The following is a 22,920-nucleotide window of genomic DNA, read 5'->3' as shown; positions in this document are numbered from 1 at the left end:
CTATCAAAATAAATTAGCACCATAAAGCTTGGCTCCTCTGAAATCAGTCCCTGCTATTGTCGCACCATCCATATCAACTTTATAAAGTTTGGCGTCACGAAGGTTAGCACCTGTTAAATTAACTTCGTTCATGCTTGCACCAGTGGCAAAAGCTTTAAACAAGTTTGCCTGTTGCAAGTTAGCACCTGTCAAATCTGCACCTTCTAGGTTAGCGTCAATTAAGCTTGCGCCTTCTAAGTTTGCATTTCGCAGATCAGCACCAATTAAGTGCGCGCCATTTAGATTAGCACCTGCTAGATCGCAGCCCATACACTCACGCGTTTCAATTAATTGACGTACGTGTGCGGGATTTTCTGCGCGTACCGGAGCCGCTATGCACACAGTACTTAATAAAGCTGTGGTAGCAAAAATCTCCAGTTTCATAATCTTTACCTCAAAAGTCGTTAAAAAGCTTATGACGTTAGTATCTCCTGTATAAAATGTGGTTCCCTCCTACGTATGGAAGAAGCACTAGACGGAGATTTTCGTACGGAGAGACTAAGCTTCGATCTAGAGGGACTTACTAAAGGTACATATTGGCTAGATTAGGAATCTACCAAAAGTATGAAGTTGTACGGAAAAGTCAATGTGTTCTTGAAGATAGTAACGGCACTGCTCCCAAGTGCCCAGCTATTTATCACCAATAGTATGAGACAATCATGCAGCCGGTGCTTCGCAGGGTTTTTACTCGTCATAGCTAGAAGTACAGAATTAAAGATTCCTCATCAAAAAATTCAAGCGATTTAATGCGAATCCTCGGTTTTTTCGTACTTGCTCGCTCAGGCCACTTTGACTGATGATTACTAATATTACCTAGAGAGACTTGACATAGGGAAATCAATTACACAAAGATAACCAGAGACAAAGCATCTGAGCCTAAAGCTTTACTCGTTTTATGCTTTTTCTATTTACTGTAGTAAATGCTTGATTAGCTACCAAGGAGTTTAAATATATGTGGTGTAGATGGAGTACAACGATTGCATCTGTTACTTTTGGCGTGACAGCTGGCTTAGTAAGTTATGAAATGACTTCTGTTGCGCAGCAACGATACTACTATACGCCAGGAGAGTTTCGCGTCACTTTACGAGGATTAGGATACGATATTCCCGAAGAGGGACCTTTAACGGATGAGGCTACACGCAATGCAATTCGCGACTTCCAGCAACGATATGGCTTAGCAGTTGATGGTGTAGCAGGTCCACAAACACAAAGTACCGCAGCAGAGTTGATACGAAATCTGCATGGCAGTTTGAACTTAGTTGTTGAGCCTACTCCGCCATTACCGCGAAATCAATTCTATACATCACTTACAGAGTCAGCAGTCGAGCAGTTCCAAGAACGCTACAACTTGCCAACAACTGGAGTTGCGAACTTAGAAACTCGGATTCGACTCGACCAAGAAGCTAGAAGAGTTCTCAGCGGTGAAGAACCAACGCCAGAGCCATCGCCATCACCTTCACCTGCGCCATCACCAACGCCGACAGTCTCACCGACACCATCCCCGTCCCCAACACCAACGGTTTCACCGACACCCGCGCCGACAGTTTCGCCAACACCAGAACCATCACCCACACCAACGATTTCACCTTCGCCATCGCCAACACCAGAACCATCACCAACGCCGACAGTTGCACCGACACCAGAACCGTCACCAACACCGACGACTTCACCTTCGCCTATACCAACGATTTCACCTTCGCCATCGCCAACACCGTAAGTGCTGTGACCTAATCAAACCGTTAGCACTTATTCTGCTGGATCAGGTAATGGTCTTCCTTGAGGACTGGGTAATCTAGGGCGATCGCCATAGGGCATGGGTATATACTGCACGCTAGGACGCCCGCCCTGTGGTTGTGGATACAACTCCATAAGTTTGTAAATTGATCGGGGCAGACCTACAGTAATGGGTAGCCCCATTTCTGTAGCTTCTTCAACCGTTACAGGGTAGTCGTGGGTGACGCGACCTGTCGTTAAAGCATCAACGATTTTTTCAATGTTTTCAGGGTCAATTTTTTGCTTGGGAACATCATCTTTTAACAAAGTACGGACAAAGCGCTGTACTTGGGCGATCGCTTTACGCGACAGGTCAGCCATAATCAAGGTCTGATCTTCAACATCACCAATTGGTTTATCTTCCACGACTTTCAGAATGCTAGCAGCAGGAAAGTTACCGAGTTGCGGATCGACAGGTCCCAAAACCGCGTTAGCATCCATAACAATTTCATCGGATGCGAGTGCAAGCATCGTACCACCACTCATTGCGTAGTGGGGGATGAACACCGTGACTTTAGCAGGGTGACGAATCAACGCTCTAGCGATTTGCTCAGTTGCCAATACTAATCCCCCTGGGGTATGTAAAATCAAATCGATGGGTACATTCGGCGGCGTTAGGCGAATTGCACGGAGAACTTGTTCAGAATCTTCAATACTGATATATCGCGAGATCGGAATTCCAAGTAAACTTAAGGACTCTTGGCGGTGAATAAGTAAAATAACTCGACTATTACGCCCGCGCTCAAATTCTTGTAATGCCCGAATGCGCCGCACTTCCATCTGGCGACGTTGCCACACAGGTTGCAGCGAAGAGAGAAATAGAAAAATCCAGAATAAGTCAAAGAAACTAAAGCCCATAAAAGTATTAGCTGATGAAATACTATTCTCTTTACTTGTTTCAATTTACTAGAAAGAGAACGGTTTCAAATTAAAGAGAAACTGAAGTCTATCCATAGAGTGAGAAGCATAGTATTAGTTAATACAAAATAAGCAAAATAAGTATGAAAGTATTGGTTACGGGTAGTGAGGGAATGATTGGAACTGCCGTCGTGGAAGTTTTGCAGGATGATGGAAATGCAGAAGATACGGCAAATGACATTATGGCTGTCAATCTTCTCGGCACATGGCACGTTCTCACGGCAGCAGCAGACGACATTTCTTCAGCTTCTCGAACCAGTCGTGAAATGGCTCAATCGCTTCATCCTGATGTTGAGTGGCGCGGTGGACAGGAATACGACCAACAACCTTACAAAGCGCTTATCAATAATGAAGTTTTAAATTGGATGCCGCGTTACAAGTGGCGACCGCAAGACACTAACACGATGTCACTTTGAATTTACTACAAATAGGCAGCTTCAGGTGCAGAGAGAGGAGAAATGATTTGTAGTTTTTATTTGGTGAAATGGTATGACACTAGCCTAACAACGCACTTTGTTCTTTTGGGCAATCTCAATCAAGATCGCCCAGTTTCTTTTTATACAACTGACGTTAACTTTAGTCTCGTGCAATACCTTCTTGACGTGCCGCGCGTTGTACTGCGTTAGCGACTGCGGTAGCGACTCGTCGATCGAATACTGAAGGAATAATGTGTTCGCGGTGAAGTTCGGCTGGTGATACAAGTTCAGCGATCGCGTGTGCAGCTTCTAAATACATTGTGGTTGTAATTGTTGCGGCTCGACAATCCAAAGCACCACGAAACACACCAGGAAAAGCTAAAACATTATTAATTTGATTTGGATAGTCACTGCGCCCTGTTGCCATGACAGCAACATCGTTTGTGACCAATTCTGGTTGAATTTCAGGAATCGGATTTGCCATTGCAAACACAATCGGATCATGCGCCATCGAACGCACCATTTCTGGCGTGACAACCCCAGGGGCGCTGACACCAATAAAAACATCTGCATCCTTAAGCGCATCTGCTAAGGAACCGTTTTGTTCTACAGCAAATTCGCGCTTTTGTTCAGTCATGTCGGCGCGTTGTAGCGACAGAATGCCTTTGGAATCGCACATCAAGATTGTTTGCGCCTCGGCTTTACGTAGTAAACGCGCGATCGCTACTCCCGCCGCACCCGCACCATTGATTACAATGCGGATTTCATTCATTGATTTATCTACTAACTTCAGCGAATTAATCAACGCCGCCAAAGTCACAATTGCGGTTCCGTGCTGGTCATCATGAAATATCGGAATATCTAATTCTTGGCGCAGTCGAGTTTCAATTTCAAAGCAACGCGGTGCGGCAATATCTTCTAAATTGACTCCTCCAAAGACTGGCGCAATTTGTTTGACGGTTTCGACAATCGTGTCGGTGTCTTGACTTGTTAAGCAGATGGGAAACGCATCTAGCCCCGCAAATTCTTTAAATAGCATTGCTTTACCTTCCATAACAGGTAAAGCCGCAGCGGGACCTAGATTGCCCAATCCTAATACTGCGCTGCCGTCTGTAACAATCGCTACAGTATTTTGTTTAATTGTTAAGTGATAAACTTGTTCGGGGTCTTGGGCGATCGCCGTACAAATACGACCTACTCCTGGCGTATACGCCATTGCTAAATCGGACACACTTTTTAAAGCAATTTTACTCGTAATGCTGATTTTCCCGCTACGATGCAAGTTAAATGTGCGGTCATAAACATCCATCACCTTGATATCAGGTAAGGCTTTCACCGCTTGGACGATTGTTTCGGCGTGTTCGGTACTTGCTGCATCAATGGTGATATCGCGGATGGAAATATGGCGTGTTTGTTCGATTAAATCGATTTGACCAAGATTTCCACCACTATTGGCGATCGCGTGTGTCACACTCGCTAGCATACCCACGCGATTTGGAATCTGCAACCGCAGCGTCAAACTAAAGCTCGAATTTGGAGTTAGGTTTACCATGTGTTCTGTACGCGATTCTCCTGTAAATCAACTGGCATAGGCCAGTTCACCTCAAATTGCCATATCTTGGCGATCTAAATAGTATGATTTAATTCAACTTTCTGAAAAATGACTGGGTTGACAGTTGACAGTCTATGAGCATCTATAGTGTCCTAACTCTAGTAATTATCCCTTCTTAGGAATGACGTACCGCATTCCACCTTTGCTACCGACAGCATCGCCTTTGTAGCGAGGAATGATATGAATACTGGTATGCATCATATTTTGTCCTGCGTCTCGATTGACATTGATTCCTACGTTAAAACCGTCAGGCACAAATTCTTTGTCAAGAATTTCTTGGACTTTATTTACCATCAGCCAGCAAGCAGCTTGTTCTTTAAATGGTAGCTGAAAATAGTTACTCACATGACGTTTGGGAATAACTAAAGCATGACCTTTATTTGCAGGATAGCTGTCAAATATAGCATAAGCAGTTGCAGATTCAGTGATAAATTTTAAGCATTTATGTGGATTGCAAAATAAGCAATTATGATTTCTTGTTATTTGAAGATTGTAATGATAGTATTCGTATATTTCGCAAGACTCATCTAAATTAATTGATTTGAAAGGAAGTTTAACAAGACATTGATAGGTTTGCTTTTTATGAACATAGTGTTCGCGAAAACCTTCCTTTTTTAAATCTCTTCTAACAGCATAATAAGCCTTCCCGCCTGGTTTTAATAAGTGCGAAACTTCCATCAGAATATTTGCTTGTTCTTCAGGGAACAAAACATTGAGTACGTAAAAGCAGAGTATTGTATCAAATCTTTCTTGAGGATAGTTTGGCGAATAATAAGGGTCATACCCTGTAATATCAAAGCCTTTTTGGCGTAATAGCCTAACATCATTCCCAAAACCGCAACCAAAATCTAAGATTTTACCTTTGAGCAGATTATTGTTTAATAAAAACTTGGCAGGAAACGATAAATAGGTTCTTTCTATGGCTGTAAGATGGCTATATTTATTTTTTTGTTGCCGCATCGAATTTTAGTGTTTGACTCTCCTCACTGCTTAGCGGTTGAAACCGCAGCTACACAAAATAGGTTTCTACAGATGATAAGTTTTTATTAGTCCACGCACCATCTGGACATTGTTTGTGAAGCCGCGACTTTAGTCGCTAAGCTTATTGTCGAATTTACGATAGGTTAATATTAATTTCCTGAAACGACCGAAACCAACCGCGAAACTACCGACTACTATGATACGCACAAGCTAATCAATGAGATTCTTACACCGGCAATCCTTCTAGCGTACGTGTACCTGGAATAACTTCACCGATCGCATACGCAGCAATATCGTGCGAGTTAAACCAGGCAATCGCTTGCTCAACTTGATCAGGTGGTACTAGCACAACAAATCCAATGCCCATATTAAAAGTATTAAACATAGCGGTGGGAGCTACTGAGCCTGCTGCGGCTAGCCATTCAAATACTGGTGGAATAACCCAGCCATCTAAATCGATTTGAATTGATTGATTTTCACCCAAGCAGCGCGGGAGATTTTCTGGTAAACCACCACCAGTTATATGTGCCATGCCGTGAATGTTTAATCCAGCTTTGAGGGCTGCGAGTACAGGCTTTACGTAAATTCGCGTAGGTGTCAAGAAAACTTCGCCTAAGGTTTTCCCTGCAAAAATTTGCGGGCGATTGCTCCAAGAATACTCGCACGTATCGATAATTTTACGCACCAAGCTAAAGCCATTACTATGAACGCCATCGCTAGCTAAACCAATCGCCACATCACCCACTTGCACTTGAGAACCGTTGAGCATTTGGCTTTTCTCCACGATCCCGACGCAGAATCCTGCTAAATCGTACTCACCCACTTGATAGAAACCTGGCATTTCTGCGGTTTCTCCTCCTAGCAATGCACAACCTGCAATTTGACATCCACGACTAATTCCGGCGACGACTTGTGTTAATTGTTCTTGATTTAACTTTCCTGTAGCTACGTAGTCCAGAAAAAATAACGGTTCTGCGCCTACAGTCAAAACATCATTGACGCACATTGCGACTAAATCAATGCCTACAGTACGGTGATTGTTGAGTGTAAAAGCTAACCTCAGCTTTGTTCCTACACCGTCAGTACCAGAAACTAAAACAGGTTCTTGATATCCTCCTGGCAAGGCAAAACCGCCACTGAACCCACCAAATCTCCCCATAACTTCTGGGCGATAGGTGCTTTGCACAAGACTGCGGATTTGCTCAACAAAGGCTCTACCTGCCTCAACATCCACACCTGCTTCGCGATAATCCATGCCAAGATACCTACAATTTTGCGATCGCTGTCGGATGTATTTTACTCTTCAAGGGGGCAAGGAGTGAGGAGCGAGAAAATATCTAATTCATCAAATTATTAAACTTTATCATCATATCAAATAATGCTTAGTTTCTATTACATTTTCTTATATATTGAAGACCTTCAAGTGTGAATTAATATTAAGTTTTGTTACAAAAACAAGTTACCTATCGACTGAGGAAACGTAGTAAGTGACAGCATTTGTGTTGTGCGACACGTTTCTCAGTTTTGTTCAAAATTTAGATTTTCTGTTGCATCACTGATCCCCAATCCAAAAAGTTCATGGTAGTCTGTTGCAGTTGTGAGACACGAAGTGAAAACATAACGAGTTTGAGTTATTGGATTCAAAATTAACTTTTGACCAAATCCAGATCTCAGATTGAAAGTGCAATTTACAACGAGCGCATGAATAAAAAACTTTTGTGGACGACTACTGTTACCTTGCTAACCACTGCTGTAGGCATACCGCTATCTAGCCACGCAGAATCAACACCTGCGACTGAACCATCAGCAGTCAACCAATCGGTAACTCCAACAATCACACCAAAGACAACCAATGCTGTGAAAGTGGGTGAGTATCAGTCCCCAACAAGACAATTAGACTCGGTAGTTGCTCGGATTCAGCCGCATCAACTAGCAGGGCGTCAAGCAGCAACACTCTACGTCAAAAATATTCCCGTTTTGACCTTTCTCGATAACGAAACAGCGAATAGTCCTAAAACAAACGCACCGACTAAAGTCGCAACGAATACCACCCAAGAAAATTTAACTAAAGCCGACATAGAAGCAGAAGCTAATAGTGCAGTGCGACGCGCCACAAAAGTTGCCGCAAAAATTAATCAATTACACTTGAACGGCGTAGACGCTAGCAAAATCACAGCAAAATGGAAAGCTGAGGAACAATCGGGCGCAACGACAAAAAACACTGCACAAGTTGAAGGCGATCGCTATGCGATTCATCTCAACAACGAAGAACTTGTTGAAATCAACTCGCTGACTCGGCTTCCCGATCAAACCAAAGATTTAGGTGAAGACGCTTTACAAGCAACAAATCGCTTGCGAAGATTACTCGGTAACGCACCTCCCTTACAAGAAGTGACTGGGAAACCTGCACCAAAGCCCGTTGCTGTTGCACCGCAAACAAGCGCGCCAAAGCAAACAAAGCAAAATGTAGGCGCCGTTTTGAGTGGAATCGCGTCTTGGTATGGTCCTGGCTTTCATGGAAATCGTAGTGCTAGCGGCGAAAGGTTTAACCAAAACGCTATGACAGCCGCGCATCGTAGTTTGCCTTTCGGAACAAAAGTGCGTGTAACCAATAGAAGAAACGGTCGCTCTGTCATTGTCCGAATCAATGATCGCGGTCCATTTACCGGAGGGAGAATTATTGACCTATCAGCAGGCGCAGCGCGGGTTTTAGGAGTCCTTAACTCTGGAACTGCACCCGTACAGCTAGAGGTACTTGGTAGGTAATAGCAGGGACCAGAGGTCAGAGATCGGGGGTCAGACAAAGCTGATGAGATACGCTGACTGCCAACCTCCGACCTTTGATCTCTTCTCTTCATCACCCTGAGAATTAGCGATAAACTAGCGAGTGGGTGAAAGAAACAAATGGGAGTTTTTGGTGCGCCTGTTTACAACGATTGCGGCGCTGCGTTGTTACTTGGAGATTTGCCGCCGAGAAAATAACCGGTTGACGCCAGAAAAACTAAGCGGTAGCGATTCTTTATCCCAATCGGTTGGTTTGGTGCCAACAATGGGAGCCTTGCACGCAGGTCATCTCAGCCTTATCGAACGCGCAAGACAAGAAAATGAGACAGTCATTGTCAGCATCTTTGTTAATCCATTACAGTTTGGTCCCAATGAAGATTATCAAAGTTATCCGCGCACGCTTGAGCGCGATCGCCAATTGTGCGAACAAGTAGGAGTAGATGTACTATTTGCTCCTACTCCCAAAGAGATGGGAATTGCTTCCACACTGCTGACTCAAGTTGTACCCCCCGCAGAAATGACTTCGGTTTTGTGCGGGCGATCGCGTCCTGGTCACTTTCAAGGTGTCGCCACAATTGTTACTAAGCTACTGAACGTCGTACAGCCTGATCGCGCCTACTTTGGACAAAAAGACGGTCAGCAACTCGCAATTATTCGCCGGTTAGTCAAAGATTTAAATATTCCCGTTGAAATTATCGGTTGTCCGATTGTCCGCGAACTATCAGGGCTAGCAATGAGTTCGCGCAACCAATATTTGACACCCGAACAAAGACAAGAAGCCGCAATTTTGTATCGTGCATTACAGCAAGCTCAACAAGCTTTTGCTGCGGGAGAGCATTTGAGCGAAGCATTAATTGAAACTGTAAAAAAAGAAATCACCGCTGCGAGTGCTGTTACCCTGGAATATGTTGAATTAGTGCATCCAATAACATTGATGCCGTTGGAGAAAGTAGAGGAATCAGGAATGCTAGCGATCGCAGCGCGAGTTGGTACAGCGCGGTTAATTGATAATGTTATTTTGCAAAATCGCCAACCCATCATCGCGATAGATGGTCCAGCCGGTGCAGGTAAATCCACCGTCGCGCGTCAAGTAGCGGCAAAATTGGGATTATTGTATCTCGATAGCGGCGCAATGTACCGCGCGTTAACTTGGTTAGTATTGCAGTTAGGGATTTCTTTTGAAGATCAGTGCGCGATCGCCGAATTAGCAAGTCAGAGCGAATTTCAGCTAGTTCCTGAAGTCGATCCCGAATCCCCACAGCGCGTTTGGATTAACGACCAAGAAGTCACGCAAGCAATCCGCAGCATCGAAGTGACGTCCCAAGTATCCGCGATCGCGGCTCAACCGGCGGTACGCAAAGCGTTAGTCCAAAAACAACAAATTTTTGGTCAAAAAGGCGGTTTGGTCGCAGAAGGACGTGACATTGGTACGCAAGTTTTCCCTGATGCAGATCTCAAAATTTTTCTCACGGCTTCGGTACAAGAACGTGCGAGACGCCGACAACAAGACTTTGAGGAACAAGGTCAACCACACATCAGTTTGGCACAACTAGAGCAAGATATCGCCGAACGCGATCGCAAAGACAGCACGCGTAAGATTGCGCCGTTGCAAAAAGCAATTGATGCTATTGAAGTACAAACCGATGGTAAAGATGTCGCAGAAGTGACCGCCGAAATTATCAACTACTACCATCAACGGTTGTCACACTAAAGTTTAATTACGTGTTCGATCTCTTATGCTTTGTTCAAAATTATTTACTTAATACAGTCAAAGTGTAAGTGTAATCGCTAGTGAATTCGTACAAAAGACTGGATACGAGCAAAATCTAGCTTGATTTAATCTTTATTTAACTTATTCAAACATTAATTTTTATTTCGCACCATTTTTCAAGTTCAGACTAATGAATACTGCGTATAGGTGCCTGAGATTCTACAATAGATACTTTGTTGGCAAGCACTTATGTGAGGATTTCATACAATGGCATTTGAACTTTCAGCCTTACCTTATAATTACGACGCCTTAGAACCATACATTGACGCTCAAACGATGCAGTTGCACCATGATATGCACCATCAGACTTACGTCAATAACCTCAACGCTGCAGTAGAAAAGCACGCAGAACTGCAAAGCAAAAGTCTCGAAGATTTAGTGCGCGAACTTGATAGCATTCCAGACGACGTGCGGACAGCAGTACGCAATAATGGTGGCGGTCACGTTAACCATACAATGTTCTGGGAAATTATGGGACCAAATGCAGGTGGCGAACCGACTGGCGCAGTTGGTGAAGCTATTCGAGACACCTTTGGTGATTTTGAAACCTTCAAGCAACGCTTCAATGATGCGGGAACCAAACAATTTGGCAGTGGCTGGGTATGGCTCGTACGTAGCCCTGATGGCAAGCTAGAAGTTATGAGTACCCCCAACCAAGATAGTCCGATTACTCAAGGTTACTTCCCAATCATGGGAAATGATGTTTGGGAACACGCGTATTATCTCAAGTATCAAAACCGCCGTGCTGAATATCTCAAGCAATGGTGGAACGTCGTTAATTGGGATGAAATCAACAAGCGTTTTGAGATGTCAACTCGCTAGTTCATCGATGTAATTAGCGTCATTAGTTTGATTCAAGGCAGTCACGATTTCGTCGTGGCTGTCTGTTTTTCTGTACTATAAGACTAACCCTCACTGGTGCTGGTTGATGGATAGTAAAGATTTAGCGCAATACTTGGAAGCGACAGATAGTATTTCCAAACCTTGGCTGTTAGTACAGCTACGCTTAAAGAAACTTCAAGAACGTCGCGCCATAACTTCGCCGGAAGAATATGCGCAAGAATTGACAGACATCCACCAAGATTTAATGAATTTGGGAGAATGGTGGCAGGGAATAGAGAATGAAGTATTTTAGTGCAATATCAAAAACTATGAACGAAATGTTGGCAGTCGCAATGCCATAGTCCAACAGGTAATGACGTTTGGCTGAGAACTCTAATTTTCTATTCCAAATCAATTAGTCTAAGCTACACATTAATCCTCATCCTTAAAGAGTATTGCTTTGCCTTCCATAATGGGTAAAGTGTCCTGACTACTTCCTGTATTTCTAAGTCCGCAACCTTGGAGCGTAAGATTTTTAATTATACTTACGGACTTAATCAAAATATAAAATTTAACATCCAAAATAGTATTAATTCCCTAGTTAAAGTTTTCCTGGCAGTCACTTAACCTATATGCCCAGAACAAAAAAAACCGCGACTGAAATTAATCTTAAAGATCCCCAATACTACTTTAATCGCGAGCTAAGCTGGTTGGAGTTCAATCATCGAGTATTACACGAAGCTTGCGATCCGCGTACGCCGTTGTTAGAGCGACTCAAATTTTTGGCGATTTTTAGTTCCAATTTAGATGAATTTTTCATGGTACGCATCGCCGCTTTAAAAGAGCAAGTTGCCGCGAAAGTGACGCAGTTAACCCCTGATGGTCGAACACCGCAAGAACAACTTGACGCAATTAGTCAACGACTACGCCCACTAGTTGCTCAACAACACCAGCACTTTGAGCAAGTCATTCGCCCAGCGCTGGCGCAAGCAGGAATTCATATTCTCGATTATATTGATTTAAATCAAGAACAGCGGACTTATCTACAAGACTACTTTGAGGAGCAAATTTTTCCTGTTCTTACTCCACTAGCAATTGATCCTAGCCATCCATTTCCTTATATTTCCAATCTCAGCCTTAATCTCGCAGTTGTTGTTAAAAATCCAGATACTGAAGCTGAGTTCTTTGCGAGAGTTAAAGTTCCTAAGGCATTACCCCGCTTTTTAGCACTACCCCCAGAATTAGGAGTACAGGCACAAGGACAGCCTGTGCATTGGACTGGAGTTCTTTTAGAACAAGTACTAGCACATAATTTAGAGTCGCTGTTTCCTGGAATGAATATTCAGGAATATTACCTATTTCGCATCACCCGCGATTCTGATTTGGAACTTGAAGAAGATGAAGCGGATGACTTGCTGCAAGCAATCGAACAAGAATTGCGTAAGCGGCGTGTTGGTGGTTCGACCGTCAGGCTAGAAATTGAATCGCATATTCCAGAACCTGTTAGATTAAAGCTACTACAAGAGTTGGATTTAGAAGAAACGGACGTTTATGAAATTCAAGGGTTACTAGGTTTAGGCGATCTCATGTCGTTTATGGCATTACCCTTACCTGAACTCAAAGACCCACCTTGGAAATCAGTTATTCCGCCCCGCGTGCAAGGAATCAGTGTTCCTACACTTAATCCAGACCTTCAGGAATCTGAGGAAGGTAAAGATTTTTTTTCGGTAATTAAGGAAGGAGATTTATTAGTACACCATCCGTATGAATCTTTTTCTGCTACCGTACTGCGGTTTATTACGCAAGCTGCCTATGACCCAGCTGTGCTAGCAATCAAGATGACACTTTACCGAACCTCTGGAGATTCACCAATTGTTAATGCACTCATCGCAGCTGCCGAAAACGGCAAGCAAGTCGCGGTTTTAGTCGAACTCAAAGCGCGTTTCGATGAGGAAAATAATATTTATTGGGCGCGGCGCTTGGAACGTGTAGGGGTTCATGTTGTTTACGGTGTCACAGGCTTAAAAACGCACTCAAAGATCGTCATGGTTGTACGTCGCGAGGGCGATCGCATCCATCGTTATGTTCACATTGGTACAGGTAACTATAACCCTAAAACTGCACGCCTCTACACTGATTTGGGACTGTTTAGCTGTCGTGAAGAACTAGGCGCAGACTTAACCGACTTATTTAACTACTTGACAGGATACTCGCGCCAAAAGTCTTATCGTCAGCTGCTAGTTGCACCTGTAAATATGCGCGATCGCTTTCTTGCTTTGATTCGTCGTGAAATTGAACACTGTCACAACGGCGCAACTGGTCGCATCGTTGCTAAGATGAATTCGCTAGTAGACCCGCAAATTATTGCCACGCTTTATGAAGCATCACAAGCAGGAGTGCAAATTGATTTAATTATTCGTGGTATATGCTGCTTGCGTCCTGGACTCAAAGATATTAGTGAAAATATCCGCGTAATCAGTATTGTGGGACGCTTTTTAGAACACTCGCGCATCTTTTACTTTGACAACAATGGTCAAGAAGAAATTTTTATTGGCAGTGCTGATTGGATGCCACGCAACCTAGATCGCCGCGTTGAAGCAATTACCCCAGTGGCTGATCCAAAAATTGCGAAAGATCTTCAGGAAATCTTAGGAATTTTGCTGGCAGATAACCGTCAAGCTTGGGATTTGCAACCAGATGGCAGTTACATTCAAAGAAAACCAACAGAAGATAGCCTAGAAGCAAGCTCCCAAAATATCTTAATGCAACTGGCACTTGATGCAGGATTAACAAAAGAATAGAACGGTTGTACAAACATTGACTAGCCCTCTTCTGTCCACGCCAGTTGCGACAACACGATAAACCCCACTCAGAGCTATTGCTCCTCAATCCTAGTAAAAATTAAGCTTTTTAAAGTTCCCCAAACTTAGGGGTTGGGGGGTGAGTTCTCTTTCATCAAGTCTGAAACTTCTGTCGTCTTATATCATCTTCGGTTAACTAACCTTATCTTTGTGGCGAATTACTAGTCACTAGCAACCATTTTTATCATTACTCATCAACCGGACTTAATATTAGATCTTTCTTTACCAAACTTTACCTCAATAAATTTTACTAATTAACAACTGCAATATTTGTAATCACTGCTGCAAGACGATTCACCCAGCAGATAGAGTGAAGTAGCGTTAACTATGTCATAAACTAAACTAAACATTTAACAAATCGCTACTCATTATTATTGGATGTTACCCTTGTCTTGTCAGTCTAGTACCTTACGCGTTTTAATAGCTGATGACCACGAGCTAACCCGCTTTAGTCTCAAGTTAGCATTAGCGAATCAAGAAAATATTGAGTTAGTTGGTTTAGCAAGCAATGGCTTAGAGGCGGTGGAAATGGTACAACGCCATCATCCTGACGTAATCATTCTTGACTTGCAAATGCCAGTCATGGATGGCTTGAGTGCTTCTAACCAAATTAAAGATATTGCTCCAGGTACTCAAATTATTGCGTACTCATCTTTAGAGGAACCAAAACTACGCGAAAGCAACCAACTTAACAATATGGATGCTTTTTGCCGAAAAGATACCTCTACTCCAGAATTAATTGCTTTGGTACGCGAGATCGGCAATCGTAATATTAAATAGTAGAAAATTTATCTAGCAGCTAAGGGCAACACAAGCGACTTGACCAAGCGCCAATCAACCTAGTAGTCAGTTCTATTTTGGCGCTTTTTGGTATTGAAAATTCAATATTTTAATTTTAACTTAAAAAGACTGCGCTTCGTTGGGAAAAGTCCGACGAAACTCATCGATTAAGTCGTCCATTTCTTCCAACGCCTGATTAACATCTGTTCTTAAAATCCCTAAGTTAGGTTGTTCTAACAATCGCAAAAGCGTTTCACGTTTACTCACAACTTTAGCGACTCGTTCGCGTAAGGTTTCTGGGTTCATGTTGCTGTAGTAATTCTTGACTCTGCCCCTATTGTAGTCAAAGCGATCGCATCTGAGCCTATCCTACAAATCATATTTATTGTAAAAAGCATAGTTAATCTTTTGCAAGTGATGTCATGATGACTAACCCTGCCAAGTATACATTACAGCTTGATGATTTCACGATGCGCTAGCCCCAATTTGGGCTGAACCTGAAGTCACGCTCTTCCTAGCCGAAAAGTCCCAATTCCAAGAGAAAATGCCGAAAAAGCGCTGACATCTTTTGTTTATGCTATAGATATTTCACAATCGATGCTCAGCTATGCTCAAAATAAAGCGCAAAAAACCGGGGTGACAAAAATCGAATTTCATCAAGCCGGATTTTTGAGTTACCAACATCAAGATCAGCTTGATTTTGTTATCACAAAAAATGCCCTTCACATCTTGCCTAATTTTTGGAAAATGGCGGCTTTACTTCAGAATTGCTGCCATGCTTAAACAGAAAGGTATCTTCTACTTGCGAGATGGCATTTTCTCATTTCCACCCGCCGAGTATGAAACATCGATTAATGAATGGATTCAACGAGTTGCCAAACCTGAAAGTGAAGGCTGAACAGCCAAAGATTTTGAGATGCACGTGCGCGAGGAACAGAGAACGTATACGTGGATTATGGAGGGGATGTTGACCAAAGCAGGGTTTGAGATTGTAGAAGCAAGTTAAAATACACCAACCTATGCTGAGTATCTATGCATCAAAAGCAGTTGATAATAAAGCTTAGAGTTATTGCCATTACCTACAAAGTATCATGTTACGTCAAACATCTTTAGGAACACTAGGTTTAGTTCTCGGTGGAATATTAACCATTGTGGGATTTACTGCCTATTTCAACGGCAACCCGACGCTAAATTTAGTGGGATTTTTCTACGGAATTCCTTTATTACTCGGAGGATTAGCGCTGAAAGCTGCGGAACTCGTACCAGTGCCATTCAGCCAACCGACAACACCAGAGTTACTCACACTGCGTAAGACTCAAGCAACAGCGACACAAAATCAAATTCGTCAAGATGTGACTCGCTATCGTTACGGTCAAGAAGCACACTTAGATACAGCGCTGTCATTTTTAGGTTTAAGCCCCACAGATGAAGAAAGACCAGTGATTACGGGTTTACGCGAAACTGAAATTGCAGGTGCTTATGCTTTAATTTTAGAATTTGACTCGCCGCTGATTCCTTTGCAAATTTGGCAAGATAAACAGCAAAAAATGGAAAGTTTTTTTGGTCCTGACATCCGCGTGGAAATTACCCAACCAGAAGCAGAAAAAATTGAGTTAGCTTTAATTAAGTCTCAAGCAGTAAGTAGTACAACTTTGCCAGAAAATTCAGGTGTTAAAGCAAGTTGAAACAAACACAGCAATAAATGTCTTTCACGATGGTAAGGATTGCTCACTACTACTTTTCTAGGCGTACTGCATACCACTGTAAATACTCTCCTGGACCTAAATCGAATTCACAACTCGTATCAATTAAATATTGAGCTTGCGCTTGAATTGAAGTAAAGCGCTCTAACTCGCGTGGTAAATTTTCTTGGCGTTGGGTGAGAATGACTTGCAGCTTTTCTAGTAGTTCGGCTGCCGTTAAAAACTGTTCAGGTTGGTTTGGTTCCAGCACAACAAAAGTGTCTTGCTGGTACATCATAGGGTCTGGCATTTTTAGGTTTGTGTAACTTTAGGTAGTGTCAGCTTTAAAAAAGCAAGTGTTATATTCTTGCTAAGATTTAAAGCTTAAGCTTTCTAGATTGTAAACCGTCTTTTACTTTGGTAATGTTGCGCTTCGTAAGAAATAACAGCAGTAAAGTAAAGCACTTTTTGGTCTAGAAAGCGCGTTCACTATCGTGATTGAAAACTAGATTTGTATGAGCCGAACTGATGCTTGTTTGATCTTTAATCCGGTTGCAGGTCAAAGCGATCCTGAGCAAGATTTAGCTCAAATTCGCGAAATCCTAGAAGCGGAAATTAATCTAGATATTCGGTTTACTAGTGAGGAAAAGGGTGCAGACGAGATAGCTAAAGAGGCGATCGCTCAAGGTGCAACGAAAATCATTGCTTCTGGTGGTGATGGCACGCTATCTACAGCGGCGGCGGCATTAGTCGGTACAGACATTCCTCTAGGTATCATTTCTCGCGGTACAGCCAACGCTTTTGCGGCTGCTTTAGAGCTACCCAACACAATTGAAGCAGCTTGTCAAACAATTTTGGGCGGTGCAACACGTGTTGTCGATGCGGCACGATGTAATAATTTACCAATGGTTTTGTTAGCAGGAGTAGGTTTTGAAGCTGAAACTGTCAAACGCGCCGATCGCGAAGCCAAAAATCGCTTTGGGATGTTGGCTTATGTGATGGCGGGACTTCAAGAATTACGCGAAATGGAGAGTTTTGAAGCCGAAATAGAAACTGAAGATAAAATTATTACAGTAACTGCGGTGGCGGTAACAGTTGCGAATGCTGCTCCCCCAACTTCAATTTTGGCACAAGGACCTGCCGGAGTTGTATTTGACGACGGGCTACTCGATGTGACAGTGATTGCACCCGTATCGCGTGCAGGTGCGATCGCGGCTTCTTATCACTTACTTCAAACCGCGTTGAACGAAAATGCGGTACAGCGCGAGGATATCGGTTATCTCCGTGCCAAACGGGTTATTATCCGCACAAATCCATCCCAAAGAGTCGTGTTAGATGGCGAACTGATCGGTGACACTCCAATTGATGTTGAGTGTGTACCAGGAGGATTAACCATTTTTGTTCCACAAGAATCCGCTCCAGCCTCTCCTATAGAAAAACTTGAAGGACTACCAGGCTTAAAAGTCGAGTCTAAATCTACTTCTGGGTTTGAAGAATAAGCGCAAGTGACTACAAGCCGATCGCGAGTTCAAATTTCGCGATCGTGACCTTTTACTGATCGCAGATAGCATTTGTACTGAATTTAATTTGCGGCGATTGCGCTTTGTGTTTGTTTCAGTTTTTATTTTATAACTGTATCCTTATTACTTCCCGCGTGATATCTTGCCATCAACCTGATAAGCAATTTTCTGACTATAAATATCGATAGCTCTAAACTACATTCATAATCAAATCATAGTCAAACAAATATTCAAAAAATGAAGTCAAGCAATACGACTCATGATTTATTGTGTCGTAAGGAAGTTTCTATGCATTAATTCATAAGGCTTTTACTCTGAGCTTCCCTATTTTACGGCTATGATCAAATAAAGCCGATGGCGAGATTTGAACTCGCGACCGATCGATTACGAATCGATTGCTCTACCACTGAGCTACATCGGCATGGCAGTATATGATTGTAGCAGCTTTCTTTTCTATGGTAAAACCAACTTCCAAAAATCGCAGCAATAAACGTTTTACACCTGAGCAATACGCGCGTTTAAAAGCTGAGGCTGCGGCTCCTTATCGAGGTTTGCGCAAATTTATTTATATTAGTTTTGGTGCCTCTGGTTTTATCGGAGCATTAGTTTTTCTCGCCCAACTAGCAGCTGGACGTGATGTAGAGACAGCTTTACCTAATTTCGCACTTCAACTTGGAGTAATAGCCTTGATGGTCTTTCTGTTTCGCTGGGATCGCGAATCGCTTTGAAAATTAAGCTGCTGATGCTAACGCAATATTTATTGATAGTGTGAGCTTTTAATAAAAGTTTAAATAGATTTAATCAAAAACACACAATAGTAGAAAAAATAAAGAAATAATTAGGAAACGCAAGATCTCATATTGTTTCTGACATCATATATATAGGTTCAAACGGGGTCAGCCAATTTAAAGACCCTGAATATAAAAGCAAATAAATAAGTAGGGTCATCATAATATAAAGACCCTAAAGCAAATAAAAACTCAATGTTTGTAGCGCCAGAACTGTAACAACAGCCTGGCGCTTTTAAATTGAGGTTAAGGGACTCTTACTAAATATGGGGAGGCGATCGCTTGGGCGCGTCCAGAATTGACGAGGGCTTGATAAACAAACGCCGCGACTTCAGCACGCGTAGCAGGGCGATTAGGATTTAGTTGATTTGGCGTTGGGTAGTTGACAACAAGTTGCCTTTGAGTTGCAGCAGCAACTGCATCGGTAGCATAACCTGGAATTTGCGAAGCATCAGCATAAGTAGAAAGAACATTTGGATTATCAGCACGCAAATTCAAGCCATTTGCTAAAGAAACTAATACTTGAACGCGGGGAATTTGCTGCTGCGGTTGAAACGCACCACCAGGATAACCCGCAACAAAGCCACCGCGATAAGCAGTTTGAATTGCTTGATATCCCCAGAAATTGCGGCTGACGTCGTTAAAATCTTGTGCCTCACGTTGCGGTGTTGGGGTAAACGCTTTGCTGACAATAGCTGCGAATTGCGCGCGCGTCACTGGTTCATTAGGCTTAAACGTGCCATCAGGAAATCCAGCGATAATCTCGCGCGATGCCAAAGCAGCAATGTACGGTTGCGCCCACAATCCTTGGACATCACTAAAAGCAAATTGTGGTGCGACAAGATTGACTTTACCTGAGGTACGCTTAGCGTCAATCGTATTACCGACAGCAAGTAAAGCATTGCCACGAGTTGCATTGTAAACATCGTAGCGCTCGTTACTACGGATAATGTTATTTCCTGCACTTTCTGCTGTACCGAGATCCGGTTGGGCATTGATTGTTGCGACAACACCATCGCGTTTATTGTTCTCGATCACGTTACTACGTAAAATAGGACGTGCCGATTCAGAAATGTAAATCCCGTCTTGGTTTTCTTTGATTTGGTTTTCTGCAACCAGCGGTGAGGAAGCACCACCGATCGCCAACCCAAAGCCTGTATCTTGGAACGTATTGTTGCGAATTTCACCTTGGGCAGAACGTGCTACTGAAATGCCATTACCGCCGTTTTTGCTAAAGACATTACCCTCAATTTTAGGATTAGCATTGCCAGTTACAAAAACACCGTCACGGTTACTTTCGATAAATGTATTGTTCGTAATGATAGGATTTGCAGATTCAATCCACAGTGCGGTTCCACGTGTATTTGGGTTGGTAATCGTCACCCCGCTAACCGCGCTATTATTTTCAGCGCGTACTGTAACATTTTGCCGCGCGAACGTAGGACTGATGTATTGTCCACCACCTGTAATGACAATCGATTGTCCTTTGCTAGCTTCATCGCCGCGTAATGTCACACCTTGTTTAATGGTAAGTGGAAAAACTTCTCCTGTTTCACTGCTATAAGTCCCAGGAGCTAACTGAATCGCTGTACCTGGTTGTGCTTGGCTAAGTGCGTAGGTAATAGTTTTGAAAGGAGCAGCGGCGGTACTTCCCGCACCAGCACTATCGGTTCCTGTTTGGGGATTAACGTAAATAACTGTTGTCGTTGCAGGAACTTGATTTGTACTTGGAGTCGTCGGAGTAGTTTGAGTTGGAGATAAGGTTGGTGATGGTGATGGTAATGGGCTAGGTGTTGGTAAAGGCGAAGGTAATGAAGTTGGAGTCGGGCTAGGTGTTGGTGATGGTGATGGAGTGAGAGTTGGTGTGGGCGTAGGATCGTTGGTTGTGGGAACAACGAATTGGGCAAGCTTTTTAGAGGAGGCGATCGCGCTATTGCCTAAAGTTGTACCTGTAGCAACCAAAAATAAAGCACTCAATCCTGCACCTAAGGATTGTGGCGCACGACCTTTACTAGAAATAACTCTAAAAATATTTGATTTGCGATTATTTGAATCGTGGTTTGTCATACTGTGTGCATCTCGTGTCTTGAACTAACGTAAGGCGGCGTACAAACGCAAAAATTCATTGACGAAGAACACGTGCGTTATGCTGGTGTTTCTTCACAGCCTGCTTTGAGGGCTGACTCACTTTGCCTCTTTTGTCCGGCATGGTTAACGACATCAGTTTATGAGTATTTGACCAAATACGCTATTGACTGAAAAGTTTTAAAACCCATGCAAAACTATAGCGGAAGACAAATACATTTGTAGCCATGTTCCCTAAGTTTTTTGTCAAAAAATATGACTTACGCAGGAGCGCTAAGACACGACCGCAACAACCTTGGTAGTGAAGAAGAGCGCGAAGCAAGTAAAAGTCATAAATAATGAAAATACTATCAGCAAATTTCCTTAAATTAGGTGGTATAAAAAGATGTCAATTAATTTTAAGTAGCATTTATATAAAAGTCGAATTAACTCGTTGTTTGAAATTAAGTCCGTTATCTCTAAAGACAGAGATTGCTTATTGGACTGTGGATACTGCAACTTACTGAATCAATTCTTCGTCAAATAGCTTAAAAGAACGATTTAAAATCACACACAAAATGCGTTTAAGATTTTTACATCTTGCTACTGCATTGGTAGCAAGTAGTGTTTTTTTGAGTAGTAATGGCATTTTTGAAATGCCTGTAGCTAACGCAGCTGAGCGCATAGTCTTAAGATATCGAATTTTTCGCCAATCGCTTTCGGTTGCTGAACTCGCTCAATTTGCGGAAACTGGAGAACTTTCGCGATCGCTACGTTCTAATCTTGCTAGAGCAGGACAAGATCCGGCAACTGTACGCCGTTATTTAACTGAACCGGTGAGAGTCAATCCTGTTTTCTTGGATCGCTTGTTAAATAGCCCTGTAGGCAATGCTTTACTCGACGAAATCAGCCAAGTCATCCATACACCTTCACGCCGCGCCGATAGACAAGCATTACGTGCTGCTTTAGTCCTTTCCGCCCGTGATGGACAAGTTTCACTGATTGAAGTGCTGCAAAACTATCCCACCAGGGAAGTACAAGTAGATGGCGATCGTTTAGAAGTTGCTTATCGTCAGTTGCGTCGCTTAAGCGGAAACATTCAAGATATCCTTAATCGTGGCGCACGCGTCCGAGACTTGCTCAATCGAGTCAGCTAATCTCGTTTCACTTTACAATTTGGTATAATTCAGTAGCAAGGGAGTTATGCTTTTCATGCTTCCCTTGCGCACTTCAATACGCTAGAGTTTCTAAAGTTTCGCGCAAATAAAGTTTTACTTGATGGTCTAAACTGAGATCTTGAACTTGGGTATCTTGTGACGAGCGATCGAGTTGCCAACGGCGAAATCCAGAAGTCGTGGCGATCGCTTGTTTGAGATGATCCCAAATTTGGTGTTGATCCGATTGGTAAGGGCGAGAACCAGGGATAATAGCCATATTTCCTCAGTTTTCTGTGTGAGTGTCTACTAACTTTGGTAAAAGTTGATTCACCTGCAAACCTAAAATTGTAAAATCTGGTGCTATCTTGTCTTGAGGATAAGGTTTTATCGTGGCAAATTCTGCATCACTGGTAACAAGCACTCGCATCACACTTACAGGAATTTGAAAAAATAAGTTCGCGAAGGTAAAACTACAGCCAGCTAGCAATAGTCCCAAAATCCGCCATTCGCGCGGAAATAAAGTCAAGGTTACAACTGGTGCAGTTTGGTACAACTGCCACAGTATTGTAACCAATAATACTCCAGCTAAAACAGTTAGTACTTTGTTGATGCGAGTGTTGATTAAACTTAAAATTTGGCGTTGTTGCGTCGTTAATTTTTCGTGTTTGAGTGTGATCGCCAAAAGCGCAAAAATATAAAACGGACGTTGCAACTGCATCCACACGACTGGGACAACTCCCATATTAGCGACAAGCGCTAATTCTGACCAGATAGGTAAAACAGGATCTCCTACCGCCAACCCTAATAAACATACATCTAAGCATATTGGGACGACGGCTAACCCCGAAAGGTGAATCCACAACAGGGGTTCTGACCGAAAAGACATAGAGTAGGTAGTGCAGTATCAAAAATCAAGAAGAATGAGGGGCTACAGACAATGAGTATCCCTAGC

General features: G+C 42.9%; 24 protein-coding genes and 1 tRNA gene. 14 read left to right on the top strand and 11 right to left on the bottom strand.

Going from position 1 to position 22,920, the window contains the following annotated elements:
- Positions 1–3: 3 nt before the first annotated feature.
- Positions 4–423, bottom strand: coding sequence for a pentapeptide repeat-containing protein (locus tag NIES1031_RS03385; protein WP_073548094.1), 420 nt, complete (start codon positions 421–423; stop codon positions 4–6).
- Positions 424–991: 568 nt separating this feature from the next.
- On the opposite strand from NIES1031_RS03385, the gene NIES1031_RS03380 reads away from it, so the two are divergent.
- On the top strand, positions 992–1,756 hold the full coding sequence (locus tag NIES1031_RS03380) for a peptidoglycan-binding domain-containing protein (RefSeq protein WP_073548093.1): 765 nt from the start codon (positions 992–994) through the stop codon (positions 1,754–1,756).
- Between the two features lie 29 nt (positions 1,757–1,785).
- On the opposite strand, the gene NIES1031_RS03375 is transcribed toward NIES1031_RS03380, so the two are convergent.
- On the bottom strand, positions 1,786–2,670 hold the full coding sequence (locus NIES1031_RS03375; RefSeq protein ID WP_073548092.1) for an SDH family Clp fold serine proteinase: 885 nt from the start codon (positions 2,668–2,670) through the stop codon (positions 1,786–1,788).
- A 143-nt stretch (positions 2,671–2,813) separates the two neighbouring features.
- On the opposite strand from NIES1031_RS03375, the gene NIES1031_RS23170 reads away from it, so the two are divergent.
- Positions 2,814–3,146, top strand: a complete 333-nt coding sequence (locus NIES1031_RS23170; protein WP_084544240.1) for an SDR family oxidoreductase — start codon at positions 2,814–2,816, stop codon at positions 3,144–3,146.
- Positions 3,147–3,306: 160 nt separating this feature from the next.
- Here the strand turns inward: NIES1031_RS23170 and NIES1031_RS03365 are convergent, their stop codons facing one another.
- The 3 genes from NIES1031_RS03365 to purM form a co-directional block, all read right to left on the bottom strand.
- Positions 3,307–4,698, bottom strand: coding sequence for a malic enzyme-like NAD(P)-binding protein (locus NIES1031_RS03365; RefSeq protein WP_073548091.1), 1,392 nt, complete (start codon positions 4,696–4,698; stop codon positions 3,307–3,309).
- Positions 4,699–4,863: 165 nt separating this feature from the next.
- Positions 4,864–5,718, bottom strand: a complete 855-nt coding sequence (locus tag NIES1031_RS03360) for an HIT family protein (RefSeq protein ID WP_073548090.1) — start codon at positions 5,716–5,718, stop codon at positions 4,864–4,866.
- Positions 5,719–5,965: 247 nt separating this feature from the next.
- Positions 5,966–6,994, bottom strand: a complete 1,029-nt coding sequence (gene purM / locus NIES1031_RS03355; protein WP_073548089.1) for a phosphoribosylformylglycinamidine cyclo-ligase — start codon at positions 6,992–6,994, stop codon at positions 5,966–5,968.
- A gap of 446 nt (positions 6,995–7,440) precedes the next feature.
- On the opposite strand from purM, the gene NIES1031_RS03350 reads away from it, so the two are divergent.
- The 6 genes from NIES1031_RS03350 to NIES1031_RS03325 all read left to right on the top strand — a co-directional run bounded on the left by NIES1031_RS03350 (position 7,441) and on the right by NIES1031_RS03325 (position 14,757).
- Positions 7,441–8,505: a septal ring lytic transglycosylase RlpA family protein gene (locus tag NIES1031_RS03350; RefSeq protein WP_073548088.1), complete on the top strand. Its 1,065-nt coding sequence runs from the start codon at positions 7,441–7,443 to the stop codon at positions 8,503–8,505.
- Positions 8,506–8,656: 151 nt separating this feature from the next.
- Positions 8,657–10,234 carry a bifunctional pantoate--beta-alanine ligase/(d)CMP kinase gene (locus NIES1031_RS03345; RefSeq protein WP_073548121.1) on the top strand — a complete coding sequence of 526 codons (1,578 nt, stop codon included), beginning with the start codon at positions 8,657–8,659 and terminating at the stop codon, positions 10,232–10,234.
- Between the two features lie 267 nt (positions 10,235–10,501).
- Entirely contained in the window at positions 10,502–11,116 is a 615-nt protein-coding gene (locus NIES1031_RS03340; RefSeq protein ID WP_073548087.1) for a superoxide dismutase, read from the top strand.
- A gap of 106 nt (positions 11,117–11,222) precedes the next feature.
- A complete protein-coding gene (locus tag NIES1031_RS03335) occupies positions 11,223–11,429 on the top strand; it encodes a hypothetical protein (RefSeq protein ID WP_073548086.1) in 207 nt (68 codons plus the stop codon).
- A gap of 319 nt (positions 11,430–11,748) precedes the next feature.
- On the top strand, positions 11,749–13,917 hold the full coding sequence (gene ppk1, locus NIES1031_RS03330; RefSeq protein WP_073548085.1) for a polyphosphate kinase 1: 2,169 nt from the start codon (positions 11,749–11,751) through the stop codon (positions 13,915–13,917).
- Between the two features lie 438 nt (positions 13,918–14,355).
- Positions 14,356–14,757 (top strand): response regulator, encoded by a 402-nt coding sequence (locus NIES1031_RS03325; protein WP_073548084.1) that lies wholly within the window; start codon positions 14,356–14,358, stop codon positions 14,755–14,757.
- 120 nt (positions 14,758–14,877) lie between these two features.
- On the opposite strand, the gene NIES1031_RS03320 is transcribed toward NIES1031_RS03325, so the two are convergent.
- Complete coding sequence (locus NIES1031_RS03320; protein ID WP_015188002.1) at positions 14,878–15,063, bottom strand: hypothetical protein; 186 nt, start codon at positions 15,061–15,063, stop codon at positions 14,878–14,880.
- Positions 15,064–15,354: 291 nt separating this feature from the next.
- Here NIES1031_RS03320 and NIES1031_RS24700 point away from each other — a divergent pair, with 291 nt between their 5' ends.
- The 3 genes from NIES1031_RS24700 to NIES1031_RS03310 all read left to right on the top strand — a co-directional run bounded on the left by NIES1031_RS24700 (position 15,355) and on the right by NIES1031_RS03310 (position 16,442).
- Entirely contained in the window at positions 15,355–15,540 is a 186-nt protein-coding gene (locus NIES1031_RS24700; RefSeq protein ID WP_073548083.1) for a class I SAM-dependent methyltransferase, read from the top strand.
- On the top strand, positions 15,533–15,655 hold the full coding sequence (locus NIES1031_RS25920) for a hypothetical protein (RefSeq protein ID WP_269085990.1): 123 nt from the start codon (positions 15,533–15,535) through the stop codon (positions 15,653–15,655). Before NIES1031_RS24700 ends, NIES1031_RS25920 begins: the two co-directional genes overlap by 8 nt.
- Before the next feature lie 193 nt (positions 15,656–15,848).
- On the top strand, positions 15,849–16,442 hold the full coding sequence (locus NIES1031_RS03310) for a DUF2854 domain-containing protein (RefSeq protein WP_073548082.1): 594 nt from the start codon (positions 15,849–15,851) through the stop codon (positions 16,440–16,442).
- A 49-nt stretch (positions 16,443–16,491) separates the two neighbouring features.
- Here the strand turns inward: NIES1031_RS03310 and NIES1031_RS03305 are convergent, their stop codons facing one another.
- Entirely contained in the window at positions 16,492–16,749 is a 258-nt protein-coding gene (locus tag NIES1031_RS03305; protein WP_015187998.1) for a CRR7 family NDH-1 assembly protein, read from the bottom strand.
- A 205-nt stretch (positions 16,750–16,954) separates the two neighbouring features.
- Between NIES1031_RS03305 and NIES1031_RS03300 the strand changes: the two genes are divergently transcribed.
- The gene (locus tag NIES1031_RS03300; RefSeq protein ID WP_073548081.1) at positions 16,955–17,938 is read left to right on the top strand and encodes a YegS/Rv2252/BmrU family lipid kinase; all 984 of its coding nucleotides are present in this window, start codon (positions 16,955–16,957) and stop codon (positions 17,936–17,938) included.
- Between the two features lie 370 nt (positions 17,939–18,308).
- Here NIES1031_RS03300 and NIES1031_RS03295 read toward each other — a convergent pair.
- Positions 18,309–18,380 (bottom strand) — tRNA-Thr (locus NIES1031_RS03295).
- 34 nt (positions 18,381–18,414) lie between these two features.
- Between NIES1031_RS03295 and NIES1031_RS03290 the strand changes: the two genes are divergently transcribed.
- Positions 18,415–18,687 carry a DUF3493 domain-containing protein gene (locus NIES1031_RS03290; protein WP_073548120.1) on the top strand — a complete coding sequence of 91 codons (273 nt, stop codon included), beginning with the start codon at positions 18,415–18,417 and terminating at the stop codon, positions 18,685–18,687.
- 306 nt (positions 18,688–18,993) lie between these two features.
- On the opposite strand, the gene NIES1031_RS03285 is transcribed toward NIES1031_RS03290, so the two are convergent.
- Positions 18,994–20,814 (bottom strand): DUF1565 domain-containing protein, encoded by a 1,821-nt coding sequence (locus NIES1031_RS03285; RefSeq protein WP_073548080.1) that lies wholly within the window; start codon positions 20,812–20,814, stop codon positions 18,994–18,996.
- A gap of 575 nt (positions 20,815–21,389) precedes the next feature.
- Here NIES1031_RS03285 and NIES1031_RS03280 point away from each other — a divergent pair.
- Positions 21,390–21,968, top strand: a complete 579-nt coding sequence (locus NIES1031_RS03280) for an alpha/beta hydrolase (protein WP_073548079.1) — start codon at positions 21,390–21,392, stop codon at positions 21,966–21,968.
- Between the two features lie 73 nt (positions 21,969–22,041).
- Here NIES1031_RS03280 and NIES1031_RS03275 read toward each other — a convergent pair whose 3' ends face one another.
- Positions 22,042–22,245: a hypothetical protein gene (locus tag NIES1031_RS03275; protein WP_073548078.1), complete on the bottom strand. Its 204-nt coding sequence runs from the start codon at positions 22,243–22,245 to the stop codon at positions 22,042–22,044.
- Positions 22,246–22,251: 6 nt separating this feature from the next.
- Complete coding sequence (locus NIES1031_RS03270; protein ID WP_073548077.1) at positions 22,252–22,854, bottom strand: low-complexity tail membrane protein; 603 nt, start codon at positions 22,852–22,854, stop codon at positions 22,252–22,254.
- Between the last annotated feature and the right edge of the window lie 66 nt (positions 22,855–22,920).

It is taken from the genome of Chroogloeocystis siderophila 5.2 s.c.1 (assembly GCF_001904655.1).
GTDB lineage: Bacteria > Cyanobacteriota > Cyanobacteriia > Cyanobacteriales > Chroococcidiopsidaceae > Chroogloeocystis > Chroogloeocystis siderophila.
This window is presented reverse-complemented; position numbering and strand designations above follow the sequence as displayed.